25 protein-coding genes, 1 pseudogene and 1 other annotated feature are annotated in these 26,385 nt (G+C 41.1%); of the genes and pseudogenes, 9 read left to right on the plus strand and 17 right to left on the minus strand.

Annotation, left to right across the window (positions count from 1 at the left end; all coding sequences use genetic code 11):
- Positions 1 to 41 precede the first annotated feature (41 nt).
- The 4 genes from V7L95_RS01670 (at position 42) to V7L95_RS01685 (ending at position 3,838) form a co-directional block, all read left to right on the plus strand.
- Entirely contained in the window at positions 42 to 1,313 is a 1,272-nt protein-coding gene (locus V7L95_RS01670; protein ID WP_050827578.1) for an NAD(P)/FAD-dependent oxidoreductase, read from the plus strand.
- Positions 1,310 to 1,507 carry a hypothetical protein gene (locus V7L95_RS01675; RefSeq protein ID WP_019743705.1) on the plus strand — a complete coding sequence of 66 codons (198 nt, stop codon included), beginning with the start codon at positions 1,310 to 1,312 and terminating at the stop codon, positions 1,505 to 1,507. Before V7L95_RS01670 ends, V7L95_RS01675 begins: the two co-directional genes overlap by 4 nt.
- A 140-nt stretch (positions 1,508 to 1,647) precedes the next feature.
- Positions 1,648 to 3,180 (plus strand): BCCT family transporter, encoded by a 1,533-nt coding sequence (locus V7L95_RS01680; RefSeq protein ID WP_340967854.1) that lies wholly within the window; start codon positions 1,648 to 1,650, stop codon positions 3,178 to 3,180.
- A gap of 133 nt (positions 3,181 to 3,313) precedes the next feature.
- Complete coding sequence (locus V7L95_RS01685) at positions 3,314 to 3,838, plus strand: CbrC family protein (protein WP_017358334.1); 525 nt, start codon at positions 3,314 to 3,316, stop codon at positions 3,836 to 3,838.
- A gap of 31 nt (positions 3,839 to 3,869) precedes the next feature.
- Here V7L95_RS01685 and V7L95_RS01690 read toward each other — a convergent pair whose 3' ends face one another.
- From V7L95_RS01690 to V7L95_RS01720, 7 genes are all read right to left on the minus strand, one after another.
- Positions 3,870 to 4,052, minus strand: coding sequence for a sporulation protein Cse60 (locus tag V7L95_RS01690; protein ID WP_003217582.1), 183 nt, complete (start codon positions 4,050 to 4,052; stop codon positions 3,870 to 3,872).
- Between the two features lie 101 nt (positions 4,053 to 4,153).
- Entirely contained in the window at positions 4,154 to 4,465 is a 312-nt protein-coding gene (locus V7L95_RS01695) for a rhodanese-like domain-containing protein (RefSeq protein ID WP_061419953.1), read from the minus strand.
- Positions 4,466 to 4,519: 54 nt separating this feature from the next.
- The gene (locus V7L95_RS01700; protein ID WP_017367879.1) at positions 4,520 to 5,203 is read right to left on the minus strand and encodes a YesL family protein; all 684 of its coding nucleotides are present in this window, start codon (positions 5,201 to 5,203) and stop codon (positions 4,520 to 4,522) included.
- A gap of 24 nt (positions 5,204 to 5,227) precedes the next feature.
- Positions 5,228 to 6,517 carry a Gfo/Idh/MocA family oxidoreductase gene (locus V7L95_RS01705; RefSeq protein ID WP_340967856.1) on the minus strand — a complete coding sequence of 430 codons (1,290 nt, stop codon included), beginning with the start codon at positions 6,515 to 6,517 and terminating at the stop codon, positions 5,228 to 5,230.
- Between the two features lie 18 nt (positions 6,518 to 6,535).
- Positions 6,536 to 7,060, minus strand: a complete 525-nt coding sequence (locus V7L95_RS01710) for a lipoprotein YteS (RefSeq protein WP_340967858.1) — start codon at positions 7,058 to 7,060, stop codon at positions 6,536 to 6,538.
- Positions 7,057 to 8,169, minus strand: a complete 1,113-nt coding sequence (locus V7L95_RS01715) for a glycoside hydrolase family 105 protein (RefSeq protein ID WP_272511812.1) — start codon at positions 8,167 to 8,169, stop codon at positions 7,057 to 7,059. The genes V7L95_RS01710 and V7L95_RS01715 overlap by 4 nt, the downstream gene beginning before the upstream one ends.
- 18 nt (positions 8,170 to 8,187) lie before the next feature.
- Entirely contained in the window at positions 8,188 to 9,153 is a 966-nt protein-coding gene (locus V7L95_RS01720; RefSeq protein WP_046344262.1) for a sugar ABC transporter permease, read from the minus strand.
- Between the two features lie 231 nt (positions 9,154 to 9,384).
- Between V7L95_RS01720 and V7L95_RS01725 the strand changes: the two genes are divergently transcribed.
- A complete protein-coding gene (locus tag V7L95_RS01725) occupies positions 9,385 to 11,685 on the plus strand; it encodes a helix-turn-helix domain-containing protein (protein WP_019743703.1) in 2,301 nt (766 codons plus the stop codon).
- A 35-nt stretch (positions 11,686 to 11,720) separates the two neighbouring features.
- On the opposite strand, the gene V7L95_RS01730 is transcribed toward V7L95_RS01725, so the two are convergent.
- On the minus strand, positions 11,721 to 12,092 hold the full coding sequence (locus V7L95_RS01730; RefSeq protein WP_008343017.1) for a helix-turn-helix domain-containing protein: 372 nt from the start codon (positions 12,090 to 12,092) through the stop codon (positions 11,721 to 11,723).
- A gap of 154 nt (positions 12,093 to 12,246) precedes the next feature.
- Here V7L95_RS01730 and V7L95_RS01735 point away from each other — a divergent pair, with 154 nt between their 5' ends.
- Together V7L95_RS01735 and V7L95_RS01740 are read left to right on the plus strand one after the other, a co-directional pair.
- Complete coding sequence (locus tag V7L95_RS01735; protein WP_265153731.1) at positions 12,247 to 13,434, plus strand: MFS transporter; 1,188 nt, start codon at positions 12,247 to 12,249, stop codon at positions 13,432 to 13,434.
- 13 nt (positions 13,435 to 13,447) lie between these two features.
- Positions 13,448 to 14,287 carry an aldo/keto reductase gene (locus tag V7L95_RS01740; protein WP_138826292.1) on the plus strand — a complete coding sequence of 280 codons (840 nt, stop codon included), beginning with the start codon at positions 13,448 to 13,450 and terminating at the stop codon, positions 14,285 to 14,287.
- Positions 14,288 to 14,331: 44 nt separating this feature from the next.
- Here the strand turns inward: V7L95_RS01740 and V7L95_RS01745 are convergent, their stop codons facing one another.
- The 6 genes from V7L95_RS01745 to V7L95_RS01770 all read right to left on the minus strand — a co-directional run bounded on the left by V7L95_RS01745 (position 14,332) and on the right by V7L95_RS01770 (position 21,939).
- Positions 14,332 to 15,831, minus strand: coding sequence for an extracellular solute-binding protein (locus V7L95_RS01745; protein ID WP_007501870.1), 1,500 nt, complete (start codon positions 15,829 to 15,831; stop codon positions 14,332 to 14,334).
- 25 nt (positions 15,832 to 15,856) lie between these two features.
- Positions 15,857 to 16,717 (minus strand): carbohydrate ABC transporter permease, encoded by an 861-nt coding sequence (locus V7L95_RS01750; RefSeq protein ID WP_098680761.1) that lies wholly within the window; start codon positions 16,715 to 16,717, stop codon positions 15,857 to 15,859.
- A 218-nt stretch (positions 16,718 to 16,935) separates the two neighbouring features.
- The gene (locus V7L95_RS01755) at positions 16,936 to 17,688 is read right to left on the minus strand and encodes an NAD(P)-dependent oxidoreductase (RefSeq protein WP_340967864.1); all 753 of its coding nucleotides are present in this window, start codon (positions 17,686 to 17,688) and stop codon (positions 16,936 to 16,938) included.
- Positions 17,689 to 17,740: 52 nt separating this feature from the next.
- Entirely contained in the window at positions 17,741 to 18,643 is a 903-nt protein-coding gene (locus V7L95_RS01760; protein ID WP_047945261.1) for an alpha/beta fold hydrolase, read from the minus strand.
- A 130-nt stretch (positions 18,644 to 18,773) separates the two neighbouring features.
- Positions 18,774 to 21,188, minus strand: a complete 2,415-nt coding sequence (gene leuS / locus V7L95_RS01765) for a leucine--tRNA ligase (protein ID WP_048003423.1) — start codon at positions 21,186 to 21,188, stop codon at positions 18,774 to 18,776.
- 97 nt (positions 21,189 to 21,285) lie between these two features.
- Positions 21,286 to 21,507: a binding site (T-box leader), on the minus strand.
- Between the two features lie 102 nt (positions 21,508 to 21,609).
- A complete protein-coding gene (locus V7L95_RS01770; protein ID WP_008343006.1) occupies positions 21,610 to 21,939 on the minus strand; it encodes a DUF4257 domain-containing protein in 330 nt (109 codons plus the stop codon).
- A gap of 425 nt (positions 21,940 to 22,364) precedes the next feature.
- On the opposite strand from V7L95_RS01770, the gene V7L95_RS01775 reads away from it, so the two are divergent.
- Both V7L95_RS01775 and V7L95_RS01780 read left to right on the plus strand, forming a co-directional pair.
- Entirely contained in the window at positions 22,365 to 23,168 is an 804-nt protein-coding gene (locus tag V7L95_RS01775; RefSeq protein WP_340967868.1) for a PAS domain-containing protein, read from the plus strand.
- A gap of 84 nt (positions 23,169 to 23,252) precedes the next feature.
- Positions 23,253 to 23,951 carry a hypothetical protein gene (locus V7L95_RS01780; protein ID WP_076822466.1) on the plus strand — a complete coding sequence of 233 codons (699 nt, stop codon included), beginning with the start codon at positions 23,253 to 23,255 and terminating at the stop codon, positions 23,949 to 23,951.
- Positions 23,952 to 24,011: 60 nt separating this feature from the next.
- Here the strand turns inward: V7L95_RS01780 and V7L95_RS01785 are convergent, their stop codons facing one another.
- From V7L95_RS01785 to V7L95_RS01795, 3 genes and pseudogenes are all read right to left on the minus strand, one after another.
- The gene (locus V7L95_RS01785; RefSeq protein ID WP_017358351.1) at positions 24,012 to 25,322 is read right to left on the minus strand and encodes an ABC transporter permease; all 1,311 of its coding nucleotides are present in this window, start codon (positions 25,320 to 25,322) and stop codon (positions 24,012 to 24,014) included.
- Positions 25,312 to 26,010: an ABC transporter ATP-binding protein gene (locus V7L95_RS01790; RefSeq protein WP_007501890.1), complete on the minus strand. Its 699-nt coding sequence runs from the start codon at positions 26,008 to 26,010 to the stop codon at positions 25,312 to 25,314. The genes V7L95_RS01785 and V7L95_RS01790 overlap by 11 nt, the downstream gene beginning before the upstream one ends.
- A 21-nt stretch (positions 26,011 to 26,031) precedes the next feature.
- A pseudogene (locus V7L95_RS01795) lies at positions 26,032 to 26,385 on the minus strand (ABC transporter ATP-binding protein); the annotation flags it as partial.

A 26,385-nucleotide genomic window follows, 5' to 3' on the forward strand; every position in this document is an offset into this window, starting at 1 on the left:
TATAATAGAGAAATGACTGAAAGTAGAAAGAGGAATGTAACATGAAACATTATGATGTCATTGTCATTGGCGGTGGACCTTCTGGACTGATGGCCGCGATTGCATCGGCAGAACACGGTGCATCGGTTCTGTTAATTGACAAAGGAAACAAACTTGGCAGAAAGCTCGCCATTTCTGGCGGTGGACGCTGCAATGTGACCAATCGCCTTCCAGTAGAAGAAATCATCAAGCATATTCCCGGAAACGGCCGTTTTCTATATAGTGCATTTTCTGAGTTCAATAACGAGGATATTATTTCGTTCTTTGAAAATCTAGGTATTGAACTAAAAGAAGAAGACCATGGACGTATGTTCCCTGTCTCAAACAAAGCACAATCTGTTGTGGATGCCCTATTAGATAGGCTCCGCGTGCTCAATGTGACCATTCGAACGAATGAAAAGATTAAAACCGTTCTGTATCAAGACGGACAAGCAGCTGGAATTGTTACAAATAATGATGAAAAAATTTCAAGTCATGCCGTTGTCATTGCTGTTGGCGGGAAAAGTGTGCCGCATACAGGCTCTACTGGCGATGGCTATGCATGGGCAGAAGCCGCTGGTCATACCATTACAGAGCTCTTCCCAACAGAAGTACCCGTCACGTCAGACGAGCGTTTTATTAAGGACAAAGTGCTTCAAGGTCTTTCATTAAGAAGTGTGGCCGTGAGTGTTTTAAATAAAAAAGGAAAACCCGTCGTCACTCATGTCATGGATATGATCTTTACACACTTTGGCTTATCAGGTCCTGCCGTTCTGAGATGCAGCGGCTTTGTTGTGAAAGAACTGAAAAAGCAACCGGCCGTCCGTCTTCAAATTGACTTATACCCAAAGCTCAATGACGAGGAGCTATTCCAAAAGCTTCATCGCGATCTAAAAGATGAGCCAAAAAAAGCCATTAAAAATGTCCTAAAATCTTGGATGCAAGAGCGCTATTTATTGTTCCTTTTAGAACGAAATGGCATTGATCCGCAGGAAACATTTTCTGGTCTCGCTAAAGATAAACTGCGCGCTTTTGCTCATGATTGTAAACATTTCATCGTCCATGCAAATGGGACGCTTTCTTTAGATAAAGCCTTTGTTACAGGAGGCGGCGTTTCTGTCAAAGAAATTGAACCGAAGAAAATGGCATCCAAAAAAATGGCCGGTCTTTATTTCTGCGGAGAAATTTTAGATATTCACGGTTACACAGGCGGTTACAATATTACGTCAGCACTTGTGACAGGCAGATTAGCGGGCATGAATGCCGCACTAGAAGTAAAGGAGAGATTCCAATGATTAGACGCGCACTTCCGATTGTCCTTGCAGTTGTCATTAGTTTGACAGCCGCTTTCTTTATGAAGCTGTCCATTACCCCGTTAAAAGTCGCCATTGTTTTAGCGTTTACGATTTTCGCTGTTTGTTTAAAAGAATATGTCTACCGTCTGCGCAAACGAATTGAAGAAAAGTCATCTTCACATATCGATGGTTGATAAATGGAAGGAAAACATGTTACGGTAAAATAGAGGTCGAGTGAGAAACTCGCCTCTTTTTGTTTGAAAATAGTTGAGACAGGGGATATTAAATTAAATCCTCTGCTTAAACGTGTAGAACAACAGGAGAGTGAGATGGTGTGAAAAACGTATCAAGTGTATTTTGGATTGTGATTGCTATCACATTTATTGCCGTTCTATGGGGAGCCCTTTCTCCAGAATCACTGCAAAATGTGACAGATCAAATTCAAACATACATTACAAATGACTTTGGCTGGTATTATTTATTAGTCGTATCGCTGCTAGTCGGCTTTTGTCTATTCTTTATCTTTAGCCCTATCGGAAAAATTACGTTAGGAAAGCCAGGTGAAGAGCCTGAATTTGGTCTTTTTTCTTGGTTCGCCATGCTGTTTAGTGCTGGAATGGGCATTGGGCTTGTTTTTTACGGAGCCGCTGAACCGATCAGCCACTTTGCCATTCAATCCCCAACAGGCGAGACGGAAAATGCACAAGCCTTCCGTGATTCCCTTCGTTATACCTTTTTCCACTGGGGACTTCATGCATGGGCCATTTATGCAATTGTCGCCCTTTGCATTGCATACTTTAAATTTAGAAAAGATGCACCTGGATTAATCAGTTCCACCTTATACCCAGTATTCGGAAACAGAATTCATGGATGGATTGGAAAAACCATTGATTGCATCGCAGTATTTGCAACGGTGGTCGGTGTAGCTACTAGTTTAGGACTGGGTGCCGCACAAATTAATGGCGGATTAAACTATTTATTTGGAATTCCAAATAACTTCCTGACTCAGCTCATTATTATTGCAATCGTCACGGTCCTGTTCCTTCTCTCTGCTTGGAGCGGTATTGGTAAAGGGATTAAATATTTAAGTAACACAAACATGATTCTTGCTGCTTTACTCATGTTCTTTTTACTCATTGTTGGACCTACTGTGTATATTTTAAATTCATTTACTGATTCAATCGGACAATACTTATCAAATATTGTACAAATGAGCTTTAGATTATCACCAAATGATCCAGAAAAGAGAGAATGGATTAATGGATGGACCATCTTCTATTGGGCATGGTGGATCTCTTGGTCGCCATTTGTCGGTATTTTTATTGCAAGGGTTTCACGCGGGAGAACCATTCGAGAATTTTTAATTGGTGTCTTAGTGGCTCCTTCCATCCTCGTGTTCCTTTGGTTCTCAATCTTTGGCGTATCTGCGATGGACTTGCAACAGAACAATATCGTCGATGTTGCAAACATGTCTACTGAAACGATGCTGTTTGGTGTTTTAAATGAATATCCACTCGCCATGATTACATCCATTCTGGCACTGATTTTAATTGCGGTATTCTTTATCACATCAGCAGACTCAGCTACATTCGTTCTCGGAATGCAGACAACCTACGGATCATTAAATCCAGCGAATAGTGTAAAGATCAGCTGGGGTATTATTCAGTCAGCAGTAGCGGCAGTGCTCTTATTTTCAGGCGGTCTTCAGGCCTTGCAAAACACAGCCAAACTTGCTGCTTTACCGTTCTCTGTTGTCATCATTTTAATGATTGTATCCCTGTACAAATCATTAAATGAAGAACGAAGAGCGATTAAACAAGCAAATAAGTACAATAAACCAAGAAGTCCAAGAGTAAAAAAAGCATAATCATCACAAGAGAAAAGTCGTTCCTCATCCGAACGGCTTTTTTTCTCGTTGAAATAATTGAAGATTGTCATGACATCGCGTATTCCGATAAAATAGTGTTGAATCATCACTTTTCTACATAATGGAGGTTTATATGACGTTACCTACGTTCAAGTACAACCCAGACCCAGTTTCATTACATGTGATTAAAAAAGAGCAGACGATATGCCCCGTTTGTGAGAAAGAACGAGATTATGTATATCATGGTCCCTTTTATTCTGTTGAAGACGTTTCTGGCATTTGTCCTTGGTGCATTAAAGATGGATCAGCTGCTCAAACATATAATGGAATGTTTCAAGACGATGTGAGTTGTGATGACGTCGATCATGAGGAATATATAGATGAACTGATCTACAGAACGCCGGGTTACCGCGGATGGCAGCAGGAATATTGGTTAAGCCATTGCGGGGATTTTTGTGCGATTGTGCAGTATGTTGGTTGGAAAGAAATTGAGCATTTAGAGGAAGAACTCTCAGAGGATATTGAAGAGATTTGCAGTGGTGGACATTTCACAAAAGAGAACTTGAAACAATGGCTCGTGAACGGAGGAGACTTGCAAGGCTACCTCTTTCAATGCGTTCACTGCAAAAAGCATCGTTTACATATTGACGCTAGTTGATCATGGCAAAAGGACCTTTCAGCAGGTCCTTTTATTTTTTATATAAAATGAGCGCTGAAAAACAGTAGAGTTGCTCTCCTCCTTGCTCACAGATCACCGCCACATTGTATTTGATGTCAATAATTTGGTCGTCGTCCATTCCTTTTAAAAAAAGATTGATTTCGCTTTGCAAATCTTTCTCGTGTTCTTCATCAAATACAGCTACCTTCAGCACATATGCCACTCTCCCTTCTCTTGCTACTCTATTTTTATGCAAATAGAGACGGACATATGAACAAAAAAAGCCTTCCATCTTGTCGATGAAAGGACTTCTTTTTACAGTTTCGGTTTTGTTTCTCCTGTCCATGCAAGCATGCCGCCAACGACATTGGTTGCTTGATAGCCTTGGTCTTCTAAGAAATAGCAGACATTCTCACTGCGTTTACCAGAACGGCAAATAATATAATACTCTTGCGTCTTATCAAACGCATCTAGCTTCTCAGGAATATCCCCCATTCGAATATGGACTGCCTCTGGAATCATGCCTTCTGCTACCTCTTCATCCTCACGCACATCGACGAGTTGAATGGCTTTTTCTTGCTCTAGCTTTTGCTTTAATTCTTCTATTGAAATTTCTTTTACTGACACGACTCTCATCTCTCCTTTTATTCACGGTGACACCATTATAGCAAATCATACACATCACTGCGTATTCACCCGCTTGGATTGAAGGAAAGACGGGAATCGTTTCTTCACATCAACTGCCGGCTGCTCGCTTTCAAACTCTATCTTTTTAAACACTTGATAGGCTAGCCACATGTGGCCATATGCGAGAATGCTGATGCTAAAAAACGGCACGATCCCTGGCAAATAAGCAAATAGGATAAAGAGAACAGCCGAGAAAACGAGCATAGAGAGCGTATATTGCAAATACGAGATACCAAGCAGAAGGGAAAATTTCAAATAAAGACGCTTTTTCCAATCATAATGAGCCAGCAGCGGAAAGATATAAAACAAGCTGACAATAAACAGAAAACCAAAGATATAGATCGCAAAGCGAAGCACGTGTAAAAACCAACTCGTTGGATAAATATAAGCAAGGTCTACATAAATAATCGTCCCGATGATGACCAGCACCACTCCAATGACATTAGAGCGTACAAATTCTTCGCGGTATACTTTCCAAAAGGTTTGAAAGACGCTGACTTGCTCATGCCCTTGTATCCACTTTCTCGTCACAGAAAATAACGCTGTTGTTGCAGGCATGAAGCCAAAGATCCCAAGCCCAAGTAAAGTGAACAAAAGCCATAACAAATTCGTATAGGCGAGTCTCATCACCCACTCACACATGCGCAGCATTCTGCTCATTGATCCATCATGATCCATCTCTCGTCCCTCCTCTCTTTCTCGTTACACCGTCTCTTTTTGAAACAATTCTTCTATTTCAATCGGGCGTTTTTCTGTAACTGATCGCCACATGCCTTCGCCAAGTGCAATGGAATAAGCACCCGCCTCTGCTCCTGCTGAAATGTCATAAGGAATGAGCGGATCTTTTCCTAAAAATAAATCTGCTAATAATAGCGGATCTCCGCCTCCATGACCACCTGATTGCTTCACAACTTCAATCGTTTCTTTTCCACCAAACATCGGGTAGTATGCAATTGTCTGTTCAGGGAATTGAAAAGGGATTCTCGATGGCACATGAAACTCATTTGTTTCAATCCGTCCCTTCGTCCCGTTAATCGCAAGCCGGTAGCCTTCATATGGCGCTGAAAATTGAATCGAGTAACTTAACAAAGCTCCCTGATCATAAGCCACTGACGCCACGTATGTATCCTCAATATCAATTTCTTGATCAAAAATACAGGCATCCGGGCGATAATTCGAGTATTGCTTTGACTGCTGCTCACCTGATTCAATATGGTCATCCTCCACCTTTGAACGCTCTACCCGCGGATTCCACCTTGCTTCATAATGACAGGTATCTCTTACATGACAGGTTCCGCAATATCGATTCCCTTCACCCTGCAAAGGATTCCAAGGACTTTCATTCCCATAATAATTCAGTGCGCCATAGGCAAATACTTGCTTCGGCTTTTGATCAATCCACCAGTTGACCAAGTCAAAATGATGGGTCGATTTATGAATAGACAGACCGCCTGAATATTGACGCGAGCGGTTCCACCTTTTGAAATAACTCGCTCCATGATACGTATCAATGAGCCAGCTTAACTCAATAGACGTGACCCTTCCAATCTTTCCATCTAAAATGAGCTCTTTTATCTTTCTGTGGAATGGATTGTAGCGATAATTAAAGGTGACGGTGACCTTCCCTTTGCTTTCTGCCTCTTTTTCCATCACCTGTTTGGCGTCTTTTGCTGTTGTGACCATCGGCTTTTCCGTTATGACATCCAGATCATGATCCAGTGCCTGCAGGATATATGTGACATGTGTATCATCTCGCCCCGCCACAATGACGATATCTGGTCTTGCTTCCTTCACCATCTGATCAAATGCATCCTCATGAAAAAATGAGACGCCCCTTAGTGATGGAAAACGCTCCTGACAAAGTGTATACCGCTTCTCATCTACATCTAAGAGCCCTGTAATCCTGTAATGCTCATTGAAATCCTCGGTGAGCGGTTTGATAAACATATTGAAAGCACGGTGACTGAGCCCGCAAACGGCGACCCTTTTCACATTCCCCCACCCCTTTTTCTATTGGTTTTCACGAAGCTGCTTCATGAGAGACAGTGCCTCTTTAGATTTCTCCGCATACACAGGAATGAAGGCGACCATATCTCGGTGTAATCGAAAGGTATAGCCGTTTAGCTGCTTCGTTCCTTTCTTGATTTGGACCGCATAATCGACTGTATTTCCCGTCTTTGGATCTTGAATCGTATATGGTCCTGCCCCTTCGCCATCTACCCGCATCTCTTCAAGCAGCTGAAAGCTTTCAGGGTCATCATATGTTCTAAACATTTCTTCCGGGACAAACATCACGTCCCCCTCTTTTGCAGTAATTTCAACAAGAAGTTTTTCAGGAATTGCAGGGAAGATGTGAACGTCGTATGTCTCCTGATTTGGCTGAAAAGCTTTCTCCACTAATTGGTCTTTCATTCCCTTTGACATGTCAGAAAAAATAAGGACATCAATCCCCTCTGTTTTCCCCTGACAGGCGGACAAATAAAAGGCAGCGATGAAGCTTAAGAGCCATGCCGCAGCCCTTTGATGCCGCCTCATACCTTTTGAAACACAGACAGCTTTTCTAGTTCAGTTAACGCCATAATAAAAGCGCCTGCTCCATGCAAATCATTCGTGCTCCGCTCTCTGCCGACGTAATAATCATAAAAACCCGCAGATGTTCCAATACAAATGTCGTTCACCGTAAAATCGCCGTTGTCTTTTTCCTCCGTTTTATACTCAATCAACCCTTGATACGCTTTGACCACATGATCAACATATCGAAGACTGACATACCCTTCATTCATGGCTTTTGCCATCGCATACATGAATAGACATGACCCTGAGCTTTCAAGCCAGTTGTCGCTATGACTTCCTTTATCAATGATCTGATGCCATAGACCTGTTTCGTCGTCCTGATACTTTGCTACACTTTCCAGCATATCTGTCAGTGTGTCCTTCCACAATTTTCGTCCTTCATGACCTTCTGGCAAATCTTCGATCATATCGGCTAACGCAAGGACATACCAGCCAAAGGATCTTGCCCAAAATTCTGGGGAACAGCCCGTCTGTTGATCAGCCCATGGCATCACTTTCCGTTCATCCCATGCGTGATAGTAAAGGCCCGTTTTTTCATCTTTGGTATGCTTTCTCATGAGATGCTCTTGATGGATGACCATGTCCACCAGCTCCGATTCTCCTGTCAACTGGGCATACTTTAAAGCAAAAGGCCCACCCATATAAAGACCATCTAGCCACATTTGATAGGCATAATTGTCTTTATGCCAAAATCCGCCCTCAGACGTGCGATTCAGCGTCAGGTAAAGCCCCCGAAGCTTTTCTGCTGCCTTCACATACCGCTTCTCTCCCGTTCTTTCAATCAGCGGGAATAAAATGAGCCCTGCTTGAATGGCATCAAGCTCGTCTCTGCGGAATAATAGATTCCCATGGTCATCAATGAGTGAGTCTGCATAATTTTTCACATAATCAAAGTACGCCTCGTTTTCTGTTGCTTCGTAAAGCTTCATCACTCCGCAAAGGAAAACCCCTTGATGATAGTGCCACCTTCCAGCTGGCGGAAGTTCAATCGGTGTATACGCTTTCATTATTGTTTGTGCTAATTTCTCTGCATGCTCAAGCGGTGATCCCTTTTCAATCGATAATGTCATTGGTCTTCATCTCCCCTTTTAATAAATCCCTTCTTCTCCAAACTTCTTCGCTAAACGGTTTGCCATCATGACCAAAATAAGTCCAACGGCTGCTTTAAATAAACCAACAGCAGTACTATAGCTGAATTGTCCTTGCTTCAGACCAGCTGTATACACATACGTATCAAAAATCTCTGCAACTTCCCTGTTGGTCGCATTGAGTAATAAATAGACATGTTCAAATCCAAGCTCTAACGTATCACCGATTTTTAAAATGAGCAGTACAACAATGACACTTTTAATCGCAGGAAGGGTGATGTGCCACATTTGTCTGAGTCTGCCGGCTCCATCCATTTTTGCTGCTTCGTATAGCTGCGGATCTACTGCTGTAATCGCTGCAAGATAAATAATGGTTGACCAACCCGCTTCTCTCCAGATTACCTGCAAAATGTACATGGGTCTAAACCATTCTTGACTAAGAAGGAAGTTAATCTTTTCTCCTCCAAAGAAAGCAATCAATTCATTGATTAACCCGCCATCTACCGTTAACAAAACAAAAGATAAGGACACGACAATCACCCATGACATGAAGTGAGGGATATAAATCATCGTCTGAACAAATTTCTTAAACAGTGCCAATCTGACCTCGTTTAAAAGAAGGGCTAATAAGATCGGAATCGGAAAGAAAATCACGACATTCATGGCAAATAAAATGAGCGTATTTTTTAATAAGATGAAAAATGTTGGTTCTGTAAATAATCGAATAAAGTGTTTGAAGCCAACCCACTCACTGCCAAGAATTCCGAGAAACGGCTGGTAATCTTGAAAGGCAATGATCAGCCCCCACATAGGGACATATTTAAAGACAAGAAAATAAATGAGCCCTGGCAAAATCATTAAATACAGAAATTTTTGACTAAGCAATTGATTAAGTAAGCGCTTTCTCTTTTCTTTTTTCAAAGCTGCCGCAGGCACACCCTTGGCAGTGACATCCTGTGTTTTCACAGATAAAGCCTCCCCTCATGCTGATGCATGTGTTAACTGTATCTTAAGGATGAAAAATCCGTCTACAATCATATCATCAGATCATATTTACTCAGGGGAAGCTACTCAAAACGTTACATAAAACATAAGAAAATGATCCTAATCTCAGAAAATGATTATTGACAAACCTACCAGATTTTTGGATTAATAAACTAAGGGGAAAAGATTGTTTCGTTTGAAATGGGGGGTTTTATGAAAAGAAAGCAGTATAAATTTTATTACAAGCTGGTGACGTTTTTTTTCGTGCTTAGTACGATTCCTGTTATTATTGTCGGTATTTTTTCTTATCAGCATTCGCAAAAAACTGCACTCGAAAATATTTCAAATGAAAAGCTGGACAGCGTCAAACAAACGCAATCCAATATTGAGCATATTCTAAAGACAGTAGATCATTCTCTCACTCACTATGTCAGTTCGCCGCCTCTCCTTCAAACACTGGCAGAACCTTTAAATCCAGATCAATTCCAACTTTATAATCAAGTCCAACAAGAACTGAATTACCTGCAAACCTTCGACACCGATCTCTCCAATATTACACTTGTTAGTAAAATGGAAGATTGGTATATGAACAATTCTGGTCTTTATCATGTCTCAAACGGGGATCAAGAGAAAGCGTTAACCTCTTACCTCAATATTCCGAGTCATTCCAGCTGGGCACTTGAAGAAAATAATCCACTTGTCTCAACAAAAGAAGGAAAGACATCCTTTTGCAAATACAATGTGAATTTAATCAAGCAGCTTCCGATGAATAGTGTCCAAAAAAAGGGGATCGCCGTCGCCAGCATTCCAAGCTGCGTGATTGCTGACAACATGCCTGACTTCTCTCAATCTGATAGTATGTTTGTCATTGATACAAACGGAAAAGTACTGCTACATAATCGAAAAGAACAAATTGGTGACTCGTTAAAAAATCAAGATTTCGTCAAACATGTCCTGTCACTTGAAGAACGATCCGGACAATTTGATATGAAAATCGATGAACTAAACTATCAAATTACGTTTCAAAAATCAGATTATAACGAATGGACATACTTATCCTTTGTCTCCATTCCCGAACTAAAGCAACAAACGAAATCAATCGGGTGGATCACCTTTATTATTTGCTTTATTTTGTTAGCGCTTTCATTATTATTTTCATGGTTTGGCTCTAGACACTTTTATAAACCGATTCGCTTATTATACGAATCCTTTGCACGTAATGAGTCGTTTTTGCATAAACAGCCTTTCCAAAATGAATTTGAGCTCATCGAATCGAGCATTAAACAAATGAAAGATCAAAACAATGATCTAGAGGAACGGATTGAGCAGCAAGTGACACACTTACAGCAATACTTTATGGTGCGGTTGCTGCTTGGCAAGCTGACGGAAGAAGAGATTCACAACCGATTTCAAAGTCTAGGCTTTCCTCGTGACTGGTCCCATTTGTCCATGCTTGTGACCCAAATCGATACACTAAAAGGAACGCCGTATGAAAAAAAGGATGCAGACTTGCTTTTATTTGCGATAAATGGACTGATTGAGCAGATTATTCCGCTAGAGGAGCATCTTCAGCCAACCGTTGTCAATCAGCATCAAACGACGATTGTCCTCAATCAATCGAAGTCAGAAGAGGAATTTACTGAATATTTAAATCAATTAGCCGAAACAATTCAGCAGCGAATTGAGGAAGAGCTGGGCTTGTCGATCAGCATTGGGATCAGTCGCTCATTTAAAGAGCTCTCTATGGCCAAACATGCTTATATTGAGGGAAAAGAAGCCTTAAAATACAGGCTCAAAGCAGAGAAAAAATCCATTCTTTTATACGAACACATTCAGCAAGGAAAGACGTTTAAAACTCACTTCCCAAAACAGCTGCAACATGATTTATTCGATGCCATTAAAGCAGGCGATCAAGGCAAGGCAGATCACTATTTACATGTGCTTCTGCAATCCATTTTTTCTAAAAATGCTGGACCACATGAGTACCAGATTGCTCTCGCTCGTTTTTTAAACAATCTCATCGAGCTGATGCATTTGCTAGGCATTGAATTGTTTGAAGTCGAAGATAATAAAATGCTCTATGATACGATCTTTGAGTTTAAAACGTTTGAAGATACAGAAGCGTGGCTGAAACATGAGATCATTCGACCCATCATTGATCAGCTCGGCGCACGTGAAGACTCTCAATATAAAAATATCTCAGAGAAAATCATTCATATCATTCATCAAGAATTTGACTCAGATCTGACATTGGACGAAATCGCTACACGCCTGCACTACAATCCAAATTATTTAAGTAGTATTTTTAGAAAAGAAATGGATATCTCCTTTAGTGAATATCTCTCGTCTTACAGACATCATGTCGCCAAAAACTGGTTGGTAGAGACGGATATGTCGGTGAAAGAAATTTCGGAAAAGCTAAAATACAAAAATCCGCAAAATTTCATCCGCTCCTTTAAAAAGCTGGAAGGCACGACGCCTGGAAAATACCGTGATCAGAAAAAAGGCACATAAAGCAAAGTCCCGCTCTCACAAGAAGCGGGACTTTTTTATTTAAACTGTTCATTTAGAATACTGTCTTCCAGCACTGAAAGCGGCTCGCCATACACTCGTTCAATATGGGCTGCCCCCCAATCACATAACGCATTCAAAATTCGCTCAAGTGACTGTCCGTATTCACTTAATTCATACTCCACTTTAGGCGGCACTTGTTCATATACAATGCGGTTAATCACACCGTCATTTTCAAGCTCTCGCAGCTGCTGTGTGAGCATTTTTTGGGTGATATTTGGCATGAGGCGCTTCAGTTCACTCGTCCGCTTTTTCCCATGTGTTAAATGACATAAGATGACACACTTCCATTTCCCGCCGATCACCTCAAGCGTTGCCTCCACAGAGATATTATATTTCTTCTTTTCCAACGTCGCTTCACTCCTTTTGATGCTGTACAGGCACTTTTTAGTACCTATATTACAAAAAAGTACGTACTTTTTTTTCTGTCATCTATGTTAGATAATAACTCTTGCCGATCGGCTTCGTCTATCAAAATGTCATGAAAGAAGGATGTGAATCACGATGCAAAACAAACAAAATCACTTTGCCCTTCTCGCACTAGCGATTAGTGCATTTGCTATAGGTACAACTGAATTTATCTCTGTAGGTCTTCTGCCGATGATCTCAGAAGACTTTGGCGTGAGTGTCAGTCAGGCCGGATGGACCGTTTCTTTATATGCGCTCGGTGTTACCTTTGGCGCACCAATTCTAACCTCACTTACGTCAACAATGAAAAAAAAGACATTGCTTTTGCTCATTATGCTCGTCTTTTTGATCGGAAATACACTCGCCACGATTGCCCCAACTTTTTCTGTGCTCTTAATCGGACGAGTGATTTCAGCCCTATCACATGGCGTATTTATGTCGATTGGCTCGACCATTGCCGCAAGCCTTGTGGTGAAAGAAAAGCGGGCAAGCGCTATTGCCTTTATGTTCACTGGTTTAACAGTCGCTACTGTGACCGGTGTGCCATTCGGTACGTTTCTTGGTCATGAGCTCGGCTGGCGTACGTCATTTGGTGTGATTGTCATGATTGGCCTAATCGCACTGATTTCTAACTATTTCCTTGTTCCGTCTCAATTGAAACAGGGCGTGAAAACAACGTTTAAGGATCAAGCGGCCTTATTAAAGACGAAAAGAATTTTGCTTTTATTTGTCATTACTGCTACAGGGTATGGAGGAACCTTTGTCGTCTTCACCTATTTATCCCCTCTCTTACAGCATGTGACAGGCCTTGCACCTGGAACAGTTGCCTTGATCCTGCTGTTATACGGGATGACCATCGCCGCTGGGAATGTCATTGGCGGAAAAGCAGCGAATAAACAGCCAATGAAAGCACTGATTTATATGTTTATCATTCAAAGTCTCATCTTGTTTATCCTTAGCTTTACTGCTGGATTTATGGCACTCGGGATTGGAACTGTAATGCTGATGGGACTGTTTGCTTTCATGAATGTCCCCGGCCTTCAAGTTGCCGTCGTTGATTTTGCAGAAAGGTATACACCTGGAGCTGTCGACGTTGCTTCCGCTCTGAATATCGCTGCCTTTAATGCAGGTATCGCCATTGGTTCATTTTTAGGCGGCATCGTGACAGATACCCTTGGGCTTGTGCATACCGGCTGGGTTGGCGGCATCATGGTGCTCATGGCGGCCATACTCACGATGGTGAGTCATCAAATCGAACAAAAAGAATACAAACAAACCATGTAAAGGAGTCTTTCATATGAACGATTTACAAAGTACAAAAACATTAAACAACGGCGTCCGCATGCCAGGATTTGGTCTTGGGGTCTTTCAGGTTGAAGAGGGAACGGAATTAATTGAAGCTGTTAAAACAGCCATTCAATTAGGATATCGCAGTATTGATACAGCTTCTATTTACGGCAATGAAGAAGGTGTTGGACGAGGCATACAACTTGGTCTAGCAGAAACAGGCCTTCGCCGCGAAGACATCTTTGTGACATCCAAAGTGTGGAATGCCGATTTAGGATATGAAGCGACACTAAAAGCATACGAAGACAGCCTGAAAAAACTTCAACTTGATTACCTTGATCTGTATTTAATTCACTGGCCAGTTGAAGGAAAATACAAGGAAGCATGGCGCGCACTTGAAACGCTGTACCGTGAAGGAAAAGTCAGAGCAATCGGTGTGAGTAATTTCCAGCCGCATCATCTTGATGAATTATTGAAAGATGCGGACATCATTCCAGCGATTAATCAAGTCGAGTTTCATCCAAAACTCACGCAGGAAACGCTGTTTACGTATTTGAAAACACATGGCATCCAAATGGAAGCCTGGTCACCACTTATGCAGGGAGAGCTGCTGCACCACCCGCTGATCATGGAGCTTGCAGGCACATACAGCAAAACACCTGCTCAAATTATTTTGCGCTGGGATGTGCAAAAAGGCGTCATTACGATTCCTAAATCAACGAAAGCCCATCGTTTAAAAGAAAATGCCGATATTTTTGATTTTGTCCTATCTGATGAGGATATGAAGCGCCTGTCTGACTTAAATGAAAATAAACGAATTGGTCCTGATCCAGACAACTTCGATTTTTAATGAAAACACCCCCGCTTTTTACTAAGCGGGGGTCTTCATGTTCATCATTTTGATTTTTTAAAGGAAGCTTCATATTCTTCTATGATTTTATTTCCACCATTTGATTTCCACTTCTCTACATCTTTCTTAAATTGTTCTTCGTTGATATCACCAAGAATGAACTTATAGGTCGCATCATCGATGATTTTCTTCAATTCATTTCCTCGCTCTGATGCTGTTTCTGAATACAGGCTTTCAGCAGGGTTAGCGACAATGATGTTTTTATTGTCTTCTTCCAGCTCTTCATATTTTGTACGAACTGCATCGCCTTTATTTTTCAAGTAACGTTTATCAATCCCTACGAGGCTGACAAGCGGCTGTACATCTGTCTGCCAGCTTTTCACTTGGCTTTCTTCCCTCACAAATGTATTTCCATCTTGTTTGTTATAATGCTTTCCATCAATCCCGTATGTCATGAGACCATACACGTCTTCTTCTGCAATGCGGTCAAAGAAAGCCAAAATTCTCTTTAACTCTGCTTCTGATTTGACGCTTGTTTTCGGGAAGGCGAAGATGCCATTATGGCCGCCTGATGCCCATACACGTTCTTTGCCATCTGGGCCTTTGATTCGGTTGATAATATCCACTTCCATGTTTTTATCTGTTGCATCATCTCTTAAGTTCACTGCATCTACCATATTTCCAACATAGATACCCGCTTTTCCTTGTGAAAACAATTCTTGCTGCTGCGTTTTGCTTGTGACTGGGAAGTCTTTGTTTATATAACCATTGTCACGCAGCTTTTTCATATATTTCATTGTATTCATATACTCATCTGTCATAAAGTCTGGCGTAAATTTGCCATTTTCTTCTTTCCAATCTGTTGGCATTCCTTCATAAGAACCAAGCGTTTTAAATGCACCGTAAATCAAATCATTACGGTCTGTAAAACCAATTGTATCGTCCTTGCCATTTTTGTTCGGATCTTTTTCAGTAAATGCCTTGGCTACCTCATAAAGGTCATCTAGCGTTTTTGGTGTATCCAAATTTAAATTTTCAAGCCAATCCTTTCGAATGACAATCCCTTGTCTTGAAAGTGGTCTCTCTCTATAAATGCCATAAAGCTTCCCATCGATAGAGGCATTTTTATTAATCAGTTCGTTCATCTTACTTAAATTTGGATAATCCTTTAAGTATGGACCGATTTCCCAGAACATGCCTGATCTGAACGCATTGATAGCAGATGAATTCTTAATGTCTTGAATCGTCACAATTTGCGGGAGGTTCCCTGCGGCAAGTGCTGAATTTAAACGGTCTTCTTTCACCGCATCAGGCACCCACGTAATATCAAGCTCTGTATTTGTAAGCTTCTCAATCTCTTCTAACACTGAATCTTTTGGCGGCTGCTGATGATACAAAATCGCCATCCATGACAGCTTCACCTTTTTGTCTAAATCAACCTTTTCATCTGATGAGCTTGCCCCTTTACTTGAACAAGCTGACAGAATACCGCTTGCGGCAAATAACAAAACAAAGGCAATCAGCCATAATTTCTTTCTCCCCATAAGATCCCTCCGTTATTCCATCTTTTTAACCCTTTACAGAACCTAGTAATGCCCCTTTGTTGAAATGCTTTTGAATAAATGGATAGACAAGCAGAACGGGAATGGTCGCCACGACGATGACCGCCATTTTAATGGTTTGGTCTGGCGGCGGTGTGGATGAGCCCATATCTGACATATCTCCCTGCATACCGCTTGATACAATGACGATTTGTCTTAACAGGACCTGAATTGGCCATTTCACCGAATCGTTTAAATATAAAATGGCTGTCATGTACGTATTCCAATACGTCACGGCATAAAAAAGTGAAATCGTCGCAATAGCTGGCAAAGAAAGTGGCAGCACGATTTTAAAGAAGATCCCTAAATCGTTACAGCCGTCCATCTTCGCTGATTCTTCAAGGCTTGCCGGAATGTTTTGAAAGAAGTTTTTCAAAATGATCAAATTGAATGCATTGATGGCCACTGGCAGAATGAGTGACCAGTAAGTATCAAGCAGCCCAAGTGTTTTCACGACAATAAACGTCGGAATCATCCCTCCGCTAAACAGCATCGTGAAGACAACGAGAAACATGAGGGTTCTCCTGCCCTTTAGCTCCTGACGAGACAGCCCATACGCCATGAGTGAGGACAAAAACATGCTGACCGCTGTTCCAACGAGTGTCACAAGAATGGATACAATCAGGCTGCGATACACAATATCTGTAGAAAAGATATAGCGATAGGCCTCTAGAGAAAACGTCGTTGGAAACAAAATAAACTTCTTTGAGATGACCTCTTCTACTGTCGCAAAAGAGGCGGCAATGACATGGATGAACGGGAGCACACATATTAATGCGAACATGAGTAGAAAAGAGTAATTAAATACATTGAACAATCGGCCTTTAATAGAACGATCTATGTTCATCACGCCCTTTCTTTGTAAGCGTTATCATTTCGTCTGAACATAAGCTGCAGCCTTTGACGATATCGTGATTAAAATGTAACAAACGGGGGAAGAAAGCGTCTATAATCATCATGACAGACCACAGAGATGATCATGCCATTCGTGCTTTTAGCCTCATCAATGAAAAGAAAAAGATCATGAGCTAATGTCATGATTATGCCCTATGCCTGATCGTTTTCTTTCAAAATTTCTGCCGTATTGACATCTGGCCAGTAGCCTAACTCCTGCTTCGTTGACTGAGTAGACCAAGGTTTTCCTTCGTTTTCTGATACAGCATAATAAGTCCCGAATGGAACGTCCGTTTCGATGGCAGCCTTGATCATGCCGAAAAGGTCTTCATGTGAAAGAAGCGTTCGTTTCGTTCTTTTTTTGGTGTGCAATCCTTCCACCTCATCTGTCACGACGGTTCCAATTCTCAAATTGATGACAGACATACCTGTTTGATCGTGAAACAAACGCCCAAGCTGTTCGGAAGCAAATTTTAAAATGCCATACACATTTTTCGTTGCTGGTACATCATCAGTCGTAATTTCTCTCCCTAGTAAGGAGTGACCATCTTTTTCATAGCGATCTGTCACATGGTTACTGCTTGCAAAAATGACTTTTGGAATGCTTAACCTGGCCGCTGAACGAAACATATTATACGTGCTTATCCAAAACACCTCATTCATTTTTGCAAACTCCTTTTCATTCATCACATCATGCGTCATGTCTATGTTTAAAAGATGAATGATCACATCTGTATCTCTTGGAATGGCTTGAAACAACTCCTCTTCAATTGCCGCATTTGCAAAAATGACTTCTTCTACACATCTTGTTTGATCAATGATGGTCAGGTCATACTCCGAAGAGAGCTCTTTAGTTAATAAACGTCCGATGACACCACATCCGCCAATCATGGTGATTTTTTTCATCTGTTTCCTCCTTCATCTTCTATCGGAGTAGTATGTCCATGCCGTCTATTGATTACAGCCACTTTTTCAAAAAACGTGTAGCCTCGTGGCGCATAGCAGCCGTTTCAAAATGACCTGCATGTAGACCTATAAGCTGATAACGTTCCTTTAAGGAAGCAGCTTGATAGGCTTGACTTAATGTCTGTTGAATTCGTCCAACACCTTCAGCAGGTGTAAGCTGATCATGTTTTCCAACTAAGCTTAAATGCGGTCTCGGGAAAATCATTTCTTGGATGTCAGCTGCTGTAAAGTGCTTAGCTAAGCTTGGTACATAATAGTAAAAACCGTGTCTATCTAAATGATTCGTTTCAATCAATGTGTGATGATCAACCTGTGCGCAAAGATCCACACACACACTGACCCTCTCATCAAGTGCTGCCGTCCACCATGAAAGAAGACCGCCCATTGACATCCCAAAAACAGCTAAACGCTCTGGGAGCACATCAGAGCGGGACAACAAATAATCAATTGCACACATGCTCTCATACAGCATCATGCCCCACATCACTTTTCCTGTTAACAGCATTTCTTTGAAAATTTCACTTTCAGTTCTGCCCCTTCTTTCACCAAATCCCGCATGGTCAATCGCCAACACACTATAACCTTTTGAAGTGAATTCTTTTGCGTATGAAGGCGCTTGCAAATAATGAGCCCCCTTCAATAACTCTTCTTTCCCATCCACATAATTCCCACCATGAGAATGCTGGAACAAGACAACAGGCCTTTTTTTCACTGTATCTTTCGGCTTCACAAAATAAGCCGGAACTTCCTCCACCCCATGAATAGAGAGAATGAGTGTTTCTACTAAGTACGATTCACGTTCCTCAATCTTTAACGTATACGCCTCCACACGATGGCGCTCTGGCATTTCCCCTAATAAACTGAGCAGTTGTTCACGTTTGCTTTCCTTTTCCATTGACGTCACTCCTCATTTTCTTGATCAACTTGTTAAATACGAGATTGATGGAGGAATCACCTTGTTTTCGACAAAATTATGTCCCGGGAAATAAACAACACCCATCGGCTGATACCGATGGGTGCGTTCATTAGTTCGCGACAATATTGACAAGTTTTCCAGGAACCGCAATCACTTTACGGATTGTTTTCCCTTCAAGCTGTTCTTTTATCCGTGCATCATTTTTCGCAAGCTCTTCTAGTTGCTCTTTTGTTGCATCAGCAGGAACCGTTAATTTTGCTTTCACTTTTCCATTTAGCTGTACGACAATTTCCACTTCATCATCGACAAGTTTTGACTCATCATATTGCGGCCATGCTTCATAAGAAATAGACCCTTCATGACCAAGTTTGTTCCAAAGCTCTTCCGCTACATGCGGTGCAATTGGAGAAAGAAGTTTCACAAAGCCTTCTGCATATTCTTTCGGTAGTGTGTCAGCCTTGTATGCATCGTTGATGAACACCATTAATTGTGAAATCCCAGTATTGAAACGTAAGCCTTCATAATGATCTGTTACCTTCATGACGGTTTCATGGTAGCTTCGCTCTAATGGCCCGCCAGATTGCTCTGTCACTTTATCACTGATGGAGCCATCTTCATTTGTAAACAGACGCCATACACGATCTAGGAAACGACGAGCACCATCAAGACCTGTTTCAGACCAAGCAATTGACGCATCTAAAGGCCCCATGAACATTTCATACAGTCTTAATGTATCTGCACCATGAGATTCTACAATATCATCTGGGTTGACAACGTTCCCTTTTGATTTACTCATTTTTTCATTATTTTCACCAAGAATCATTCCTTGGTTGAACAATTTCATGAACGGTTCTTTTGTTGGAACAACACCAATATCATACAAGAATTTATGCCAGAATCGTGCATATAGCAGATGAAGCACAGCATGTTCTGCTCCACCAATATACACATCAACCGGAAGCCATTTCTTTAGCTTTTCAGGAGATGCAAGTTCTTCTGTGTTATGTGGATCAATATAACGTAAGAAGTACCAGCAGCTACCTGCCCATTGTGGCATCGTATTCGTTTCACGGCGGCCTTTCTTACCTGTTACAGGATCTACAACCTCAACCCAGTCTTTAATATTGGCTAAAGGTGATTCACCTGTTCCGCTTGGCTTAATCTCAGTCGTCTTAGGCAAAATCAGTGGAAGCTCTTCCTCTGAAACAGCTGAAGATGTTCCATCCTCCCAATGAATAATTGGAATTGGCTCTCCCCAGTAACGCTGACGGCTGAACAGCCAGTCTCTTAAACGATAAGTGACTTTCTTTTCACCTTTTTGATGTTCTTCCAGCCATGCAATCGCTTTTTCAATTGCTTCTTCTTTCCCTAAGCCGTTTAAGAAATCAGAGTTGATGTGCTTTCCATCACCTGTGTAAGCTTCTTTGTCAATGTCTCCACCTTCGACAACCTCTTTGATTGGAAGATCGAATGTTTTGGCGAATTCATAATCACGCTCATCATGAGCAGGAACTGCCATAATCGCTCCAGTGCCATATGTGGCTAACACATAATCTGCAATCCAGATCGGCATCTTTTCCCCATTCAATGGATTGATGGCATAAGCACCTGTGAAAATGCCCGTTTTCGTTTTAGCAAGATCTGTTCGCTCTAAGTCACTCTTAGATTGAATTTCTTTGATATATGCTTCAACTGCTTCTTTTTGAGCAGCTGTTGTAATTTTTTCAACTAGTGCATGCTCTGGAGCAAGAACGGCATATGTTGCACCAAATAGTGTATCAGGACGTGTTGTAAACACAGTAAACTGTTCGTCATGTCCTTCTACTTCGAAGTGAACATGTGCACCTTCAGAACGTCCAATCCAGTTGCGCTGCATGTCTTTGATGCTTTCAGGCCAATCAATGTCTTCTAAATCTTCTAACAGCCTGTCCGCATATGCTGTAATTTTTAGCATCCATTGCTTCATTGGACGTCTTTCAACAGGATGCCCTCCGCGCTCACTTTTCCCATCAATGACTTCTTCATTTGCAAGGACTGTACCGAGTGCTGGGCACCAGTTTACAGGTACTTCATCAATATACGCCAATCCTTTTTCGTACAATTTCAAGAAAATCCACTGTGTCCATTTATAATAATTCGGATCTGTCGTGTTAATTTCTCGATCCCAATCATACGAGAAGCCTAATGATTGAATTTGGCGGCGGAAATTATTAATGTTCTCTTCTGTAAATGCAGCTGGATCATTTCCTGTATCCAGCGCGTATTGTTCCGCTGGAAGACCAAATGCGTCCCATCCCATTGGATGAAGAACATCGTATCCCTGCATACGTTTCATACGTGATAAAATATCCGTTGCTGTGTATCCTTCAGGATGACCTACATGAAGCCCTGCTCCTGATGGATAAGGAAACATATCTAGCGCATAAAATTTTGGTTTATCTTCCGAGTCAGATGTGGCGAATGTTTTATGTGTCAGCCAATAATCCTGCCACTTCTTTTCAATTTCCCGATGCTGAAAACTCAATGTGAAAACCTCCTTTAATATGTACGGCTTTATCTGCTCAGATGACCACTGCAAGAATTCAGATTTTTCTAAAATCAACAAAAAACCCTCATCCCTGGAAAGGGACGAGAGATTTTTTGGTTCCCGCGGTACCACCCTTGTTAGCGTCATGAACTGTTCATACGCTCACTTAATATCTTTAACGCAGACATGCGACAGAAGCTTTAACGCAACTGCAACTCTGAGGCGAGTTCAGAAGCAGATTTGATTGACTTTCACCAGCCGTCAATTCTCTAAAGACAAATACTGCTTTCCTACTACTCCTCTTCACTGTTCTTATCGTAACCGTCATCTAAGTAGTATTTTATAGAATTATGATCATAAGTGCAAGCAGGTTTGTATACAATGGGAATGTACCCTAGACTAGGGTAAAGTGAGGATATTATTCGTGTGGAGATCGGTTATGACGGTTGGAGCCTGCATCCTGTGAACGTTCTTCTCTCACAAAATCGAAGCTTCGCAGAACTGCTTCTCCTCCGTAACCTGAAATAATGGATAAGATGATCAAGTGCAGACTAGATTCGGGATTTGAGGATAAGACAAGCAGTGTAGCAGCAATCATCCCAACGAGCCAATCTTCAATAAACCCTAGATAAATAAACTTCTTTGTCATTCTGGGCTTCTCTAGCCTGCCTTTTTTCTTTACGTGACCGAGAATGCCCATGACCCCTCCAATGGCGCAAGCAATAATGACTTGTTGCAGCATTTTCATCACCTTCCTAAAGCCCTTAGAATAGTAAAGCGACTTCAGGCTGTCCAGCCCCCTGTAATGCCATTCTGCTGTTCCGTCATAATCCATGTAAAAGGTCTATTCTCTCTAACGAAGAAAAAAAGCTTGTTTCTTCCATTATATGTGAATGACCCAAAAACAATCTTGATGCATTGGAATCATTTTCACCTAATCCATATTAACTATTTTTGTCATTTTATGAATTATTCCCAAATGATTCCTTCTTTTTCTAATGAAAAGTCTCCTTACTTACTCTATTCTAATGGAGGACAAACTATGATGACAAATTTAACAAAACGATTGCAATCATTGAAACAGAACATATGTTATGTTACGTTTAAAAAGAATTCATTTGGTTTTAAAAAAACCATCTTAAATGTCTGATAGTAGCAGCAAAGGAGGGTAATATGGTCAGCTCGAACATCTTCGGCTTGCAAAAACAGCTTGAACTCATAAAAAAAGCGCTGGATCATGCGCGGATTGGTGTTGTCATTACAGACCCTTCTTTAGAGGATAACCCTATCGTTTATGTGAATCATGGCTTTACACAAATGACTGGATACAAACCAGATGAGATTCTTGGACGTAATTGTCGATTCCTCCAAGGAAAAGACACAAATCAAGAGCAACTTGACTTAATACGTCACGGAATTCAAAACAAAACACCTATTACCACACAGCTCAAAAATTATAAAAAAGACGGTACTTTTTTTTGGAATGAACTCAATATAGATCCTCTATACATTGAACAAGATGACAAAACATTTTTTATTGGCTTTCAAAAGGATATTACAAAACAGAAAGAATATGAACAACTCCTAGAAGATTCCTTACAGGAAGTCACCTCTCTGTCGACGCCAATTGTCCCAATCAAAAATGGGGTTTCCGCTCTTCCACTCATCGGAAAATTATCAGAAGAACGCTTTGATGCCATCGTCGCGAAGTTAACTTGTATATTAGAAGATTCAAAGGATGATTATTTAATTGTCGATCTTTCTGGTTTAATAGATGTCGATGATTCCGTTGCAACGCGAATTTTCAAACTGCATCACCTGCTGAACTTAACTGGAACTGAACTCATCATCACTGGGATCAAACCACAGCTTGCGATGAAAATGAAAGACTTAGATACAGACTTCCAGAATACGATCACTTATTTAACGGTAAAAGAAGCAATCAAAGGATTGCCATTAGCTGAAAACCCTGTATAAACAGGGTTTTTTTAATTGAACCGCTCCCCAAAATGGAAAAATGAGGTATGATAGGTATAAATAGCGATATAGGGGGGCTGCCAGATGATGATGTTACTCATCATAGGTCTTTTATGTATTTGTTTCGCCATAGGATATGCCGTTAATTTCTTATTACTTAAACACCAAAATCAACCAATCTTTTCAAAAAAACTCTTCTATCCTTTTTTGACCATTGGTCTTGTTTTTTCTATTATGTCATTACCGTTTGCCGGCACAGGTGCTCCGAAAGCACAAGCAGATCCATCTTCTGAACAGCTGCTGAAAGAGCAAAAACAATTAGCATCTGACATTTCTCGTCTAAAGGAAGACAAAGAAACGCTGACGGCCTCTTTAGAAGACGTGACCAAAGAAAAAGAAAAGCTATCCAAGAAATTAGAAACCATCACCTCCGAAAAGAAGACAGTCAAACAGCAAGAAAAAACCATCCATGAGCTTGAAGAGAAAATAGACAAGCTCACCTCTACAAACGAAACACTCAAAAAAGAACACCAGAAAGTAAACAAAGACACCACGTCATCGGCCCAGCGATCTGCTCCTAAAGATGATGGGTCGAATACTGGCGGTCATGAGTCACAAAAAGAAACAAAAAAAGAATCTGCCGCCTGTAATATTAAAGGAAGTGTCAACGGCATATATCACACACCGAGCAGCAGATACTACTCACGGACAAAAAACGTGACCAAAATGTTCTGCTCCGTAGAAGAAGCTGAGCGTGCAGGGTACCGGGCACCAAAGCAATAGACATCTTTTGACGATAAAAAAACCTCCTGTCAGCCCAATATAGGTACAGGAGGTTCTTCTTTAAATTTCTCTTCTTAATGCTGTTAATACATTCGTTTTTGTCGCCTTACGTGCTGGATTGAGTCCAGAAATAATGGCAACTCCTGCACTAATCACTGTTGCTGTGACCACAAGGCTTAGCGGTATATAGGAGAAGGTGATCGAGAATTGATCGCTTGATGCTCCCTCAGACATGGAAGACAAAATCGCTGGAATGATTAAATTCACTGCAAAACTAACGATGTACGAGATGATGATCCCGATGATCGATCCAATCACTCCAATATAAGCACTTTCCATGAGGAACATTCGCTTAATAATGGAAGGATTCGCACCAATGGCTTTCATGATCCCAATCTCTTGTGTCCGCTCTGTTACGGCCATTGTCATCGTATTGAAAATGCCGATCGCCGAAATAATGACCGCAATACATCCAACAAAAATGAGTCCAATTTTAAAGACTGTAAAGAACATATCCATTCCTTCAAGCTGATTCGTCACAGAGATGACTTGATAGCCGTCATCTGTCAGCTTATCTGTGAGCGCACCGACATTGTCGAACTTATCAGCATAGACAGACGTCATTTTTTCGACATTTCCAGCATCAGGAGACAGATCGAGCACTTGACTAAATTCTTTTTCATAAGCATTCGGAATAAGAATTTTATGATCCTGCTGCCACTCCAAATTCGGTTTCTTCAATACACCGACGACACGGAAATCGAACGTCTTTTCTTTCACCACTTCATTTTCTTCATTCAGTTTTGGTACCTTGATTTGAATGACTTTGTTTAAAATTTCCTTCGTATAGCCTTTTGGCTCTTCCGGTGTCTCTTCACCATTTGATGTCTGATTCATTTCTTTTTCATAGTCTTTTCGTTCTTTTTCCGTCCAAAGTTGTTCTGCCATTTGATACCCAACTACAATTTCATTCGCCGATGTTGGGACTTTTCCACGGTCTAGTTCAAGGCCTGCCTCTTTTTCTTCTTTCATATCTGTCAGTACAGCCTGCGTATCACTTGAGCGATTATCGAGCTCGACGTGAACCGATGGAATGATTGACGTTCTCGCAACGACAGATTTCGCATGATCATATTTCTTTAAATCGTCAACCTTGACGTCACCTTTTTCTTTGCCTAACACTTTAATTTCTGTGATAATTTGTTGTTTCATGATTTCATCTTGAGCCGATTTTTGCAGACCAAAACCAACCGACGCTAGAACGATTAAGAAAGAGCATGCCATTGTCGTTGCAAGTATGGTCATAAACACACGCAATCTATTTTTCTTCATATTTCTTCTGATGAATTTGACCTGATCTCTAAATTTCAATGGACTGATCCCCTTTCTTTAATACACCATCATGAAGCTGGAACGTTGTGTCTGCGATTGAAGCGACTTCATCGTCATGTGTAATGATGACAAATGTAATTCCTTTTTCACGATTAAGCTGCTGGATAAAGGCTAGAATTTCGCCTTCAGTTTCTGAATCCAGACTGCCTGTTGGCTCATCCGCTAAAATAATAGACGGATTAAGGATCAAGGCTCTTGCAATACTCACACGCTGCTGCTGTCCACCTGACAGTTCATTAGGATAATGTCCTGCGTGATGTTCAAGACCAACTCGTTTCAGCATTTCCTTTACTTTCACTTTTCGCTCAGACGGTTTCACACCTTTTAAAGTGAGCGGAAGTTCAACGTTCTCATATGTTGTTAAACTCCCGATCAATTGAAAGCTTTGAAAGATAAAGCCAAAATGATCTAACCGAAAGTCTGCCCATTCTTTCTCATTAAAGCCGGTCACATTGGTGCCATCAACCATAATTTGTCCGCTTGTTGGCGTAATATATCCCGATATTAAATTCAGTAAAGTTGATTTCCCCGAACCGCTTCGTCCGACGATACATGCAATTTCGCCTCTTTTAATAGACAAGTCAATGTCTTTGAGCACAGGAATCTCGTTCTCCCTGCCCTTTTTCCCAATTTTAAACACATGATCTAACGATTGAATTTGAATCATCTCTACTCCCCTGCTCTCTGTTTATCTTTTTCGATAGATTAAGAAATAACTCGTCAGCGCGCCTACAGCTCCACCGATGAACATGCCAGCGATATAACCAAAAATGGAATTGTCTGAAGAAAATCCAACCCAGCCAAATCCTAGAACACCGAAGGCAATGACCAATATCTGAATGGGCCTATCCATTTTAGGGTAAACAAAGAATCGTCCATTTCGTTCAACTGGATGTTTAATAAAACTAAACAAACCAATGAGATAAAATACGATTAGCATCACAATTGGCACGATGAATTCTACACCTGTAAACCAAATTGGATTTTCAACTAAATTTCGAAATTGAAAACGGTCTGTTATATAAGTAATTGGAGCTATGGG

The sequence above is a fragment of the Bacillus sp. PPSBB_11 genome, assembly GCF_038023285.1.
In the GTDB taxonomy this organism is placed as follows: domain Bacteria; phylum Bacillota; class Bacilli; order Bacillales; family Bacillaceae; genus Bacillus; species Bacillus altitudinis.

What these genes read in the sequence shown, in the direction of transcription:
- V7L95_RS01735 (WP_265153731.1), top strand. Translation starts at nt 12,247, where the DNA reads ATGCAAAACAAACAAAATCACTTTGCCCTTCTCGCACTAGCGATTAGT.
- V7L95_RS01790 (WP_007501890.1), bottom strand. Translation starts at nt 26,010, where the DNA reads ATGATTCAAATTCAATCGTTAGATCATGTGTTTAAAATTGGGAAAAAG.
- V7L95_RS01770 (WP_008343006.1), bottom strand. Translation starts at nt 21,939, where the DNA reads ATGAAAATGCTGCAACAAGTCATTATTGCTTGCGCCATTGGAGGGGTC.
- V7L95_RS01755 (WP_340967864.1), bottom strand. Translation starts at nt 17,688, where the DNA reads ATGAAAAAAATCACCATGATTGGCGGATGTGGTGTCATCGGACGTTTA.
- V7L95_RS01685 (WP_017358334.1), top strand. Translation starts at nt 3,314, where the DNA reads ATGACGTTACCTACGTTCAAGTACAACCCAGACCCAGTTTCATTACAT.
- V7L95_RS01675 (WP_019743705.1), top strand. Translation starts at nt 1,310, where the DNA reads ATGATTAGACGCGCACTTCCGATTGTCCTTGCAGTTGTCATTAGTTTG.
- V7L95_RS01700 (WP_017367879.1), bottom strand. Translation starts at nt 5,203, where the DNA reads ATGGATCATGATGGATCAATGAGCAGAATGCTGCGCATGTGTGAGTGG.
- V7L95_RS01780 (WP_076822466.1), top strand. Translation starts at nt 23,253, where the DNA reads ATGATGATGTTACTCATCATAGGTCTTTTATGTATTTGTTTCGCCATA.
- V7L95_RS01670 (WP_050827578.1), top strand. Translation starts at nt 42, where the DNA reads ATGAAACATTATGATGTCATTGTCATTGGCGGTGGACCTTCTGGACTG.
- V7L95_RS01740 (WP_138826292.1), top strand. Translation starts at nt 13,448, where the DNA reads ATGAACGATTTACAAAGTACAAAAACATTAAACAACGGCGTCCGCATG.
- V7L95_RS01745 (WP_007501870.1), bottom strand. Translation starts at nt 15,831, where the DNA reads ATGGGGAGAAAGAAATTATGGCTGATTGCCTTTGTTTTGTTATTTGCC.
- V7L95_RS01760 (WP_047945261.1), bottom strand. Translation starts at nt 18,643, where the DNA reads ATGGAAAAGGAAAGCAAACGTGAACAACTGCTCAGTTTATTAGGGGAA.
- V7L95_RS01725 (WP_019743703.1), top strand. Translation starts at nt 9,385, where the DNA reads ATGAAAAGAAAGCAGTATAAATTTTATTACAAGCTGGTGACGTTTTTT.
- V7L95_RS01715 (WP_272511812.1), bottom strand. Translation starts at nt 8,169, where the DNA reads ATGACATTATCGATTGAAAAGGGATCACCGCTTGAGCATGCAGAGAAA.
- V7L95_RS01710 (WP_340967858.1), bottom strand. Translation starts at nt 7,060, where the DNA reads ATGAGGCGGCATCAAAGGGCTGCGGCATGGCTCTTAAGCTTCATCGCT.
- V7L95_RS01775 (WP_340967868.1), top strand. Translation starts at nt 22,365, where the DNA reads ATGGTCAGCTCGAACATCTTCGGCTTGCAAAAACAGCTTGAACTCATA.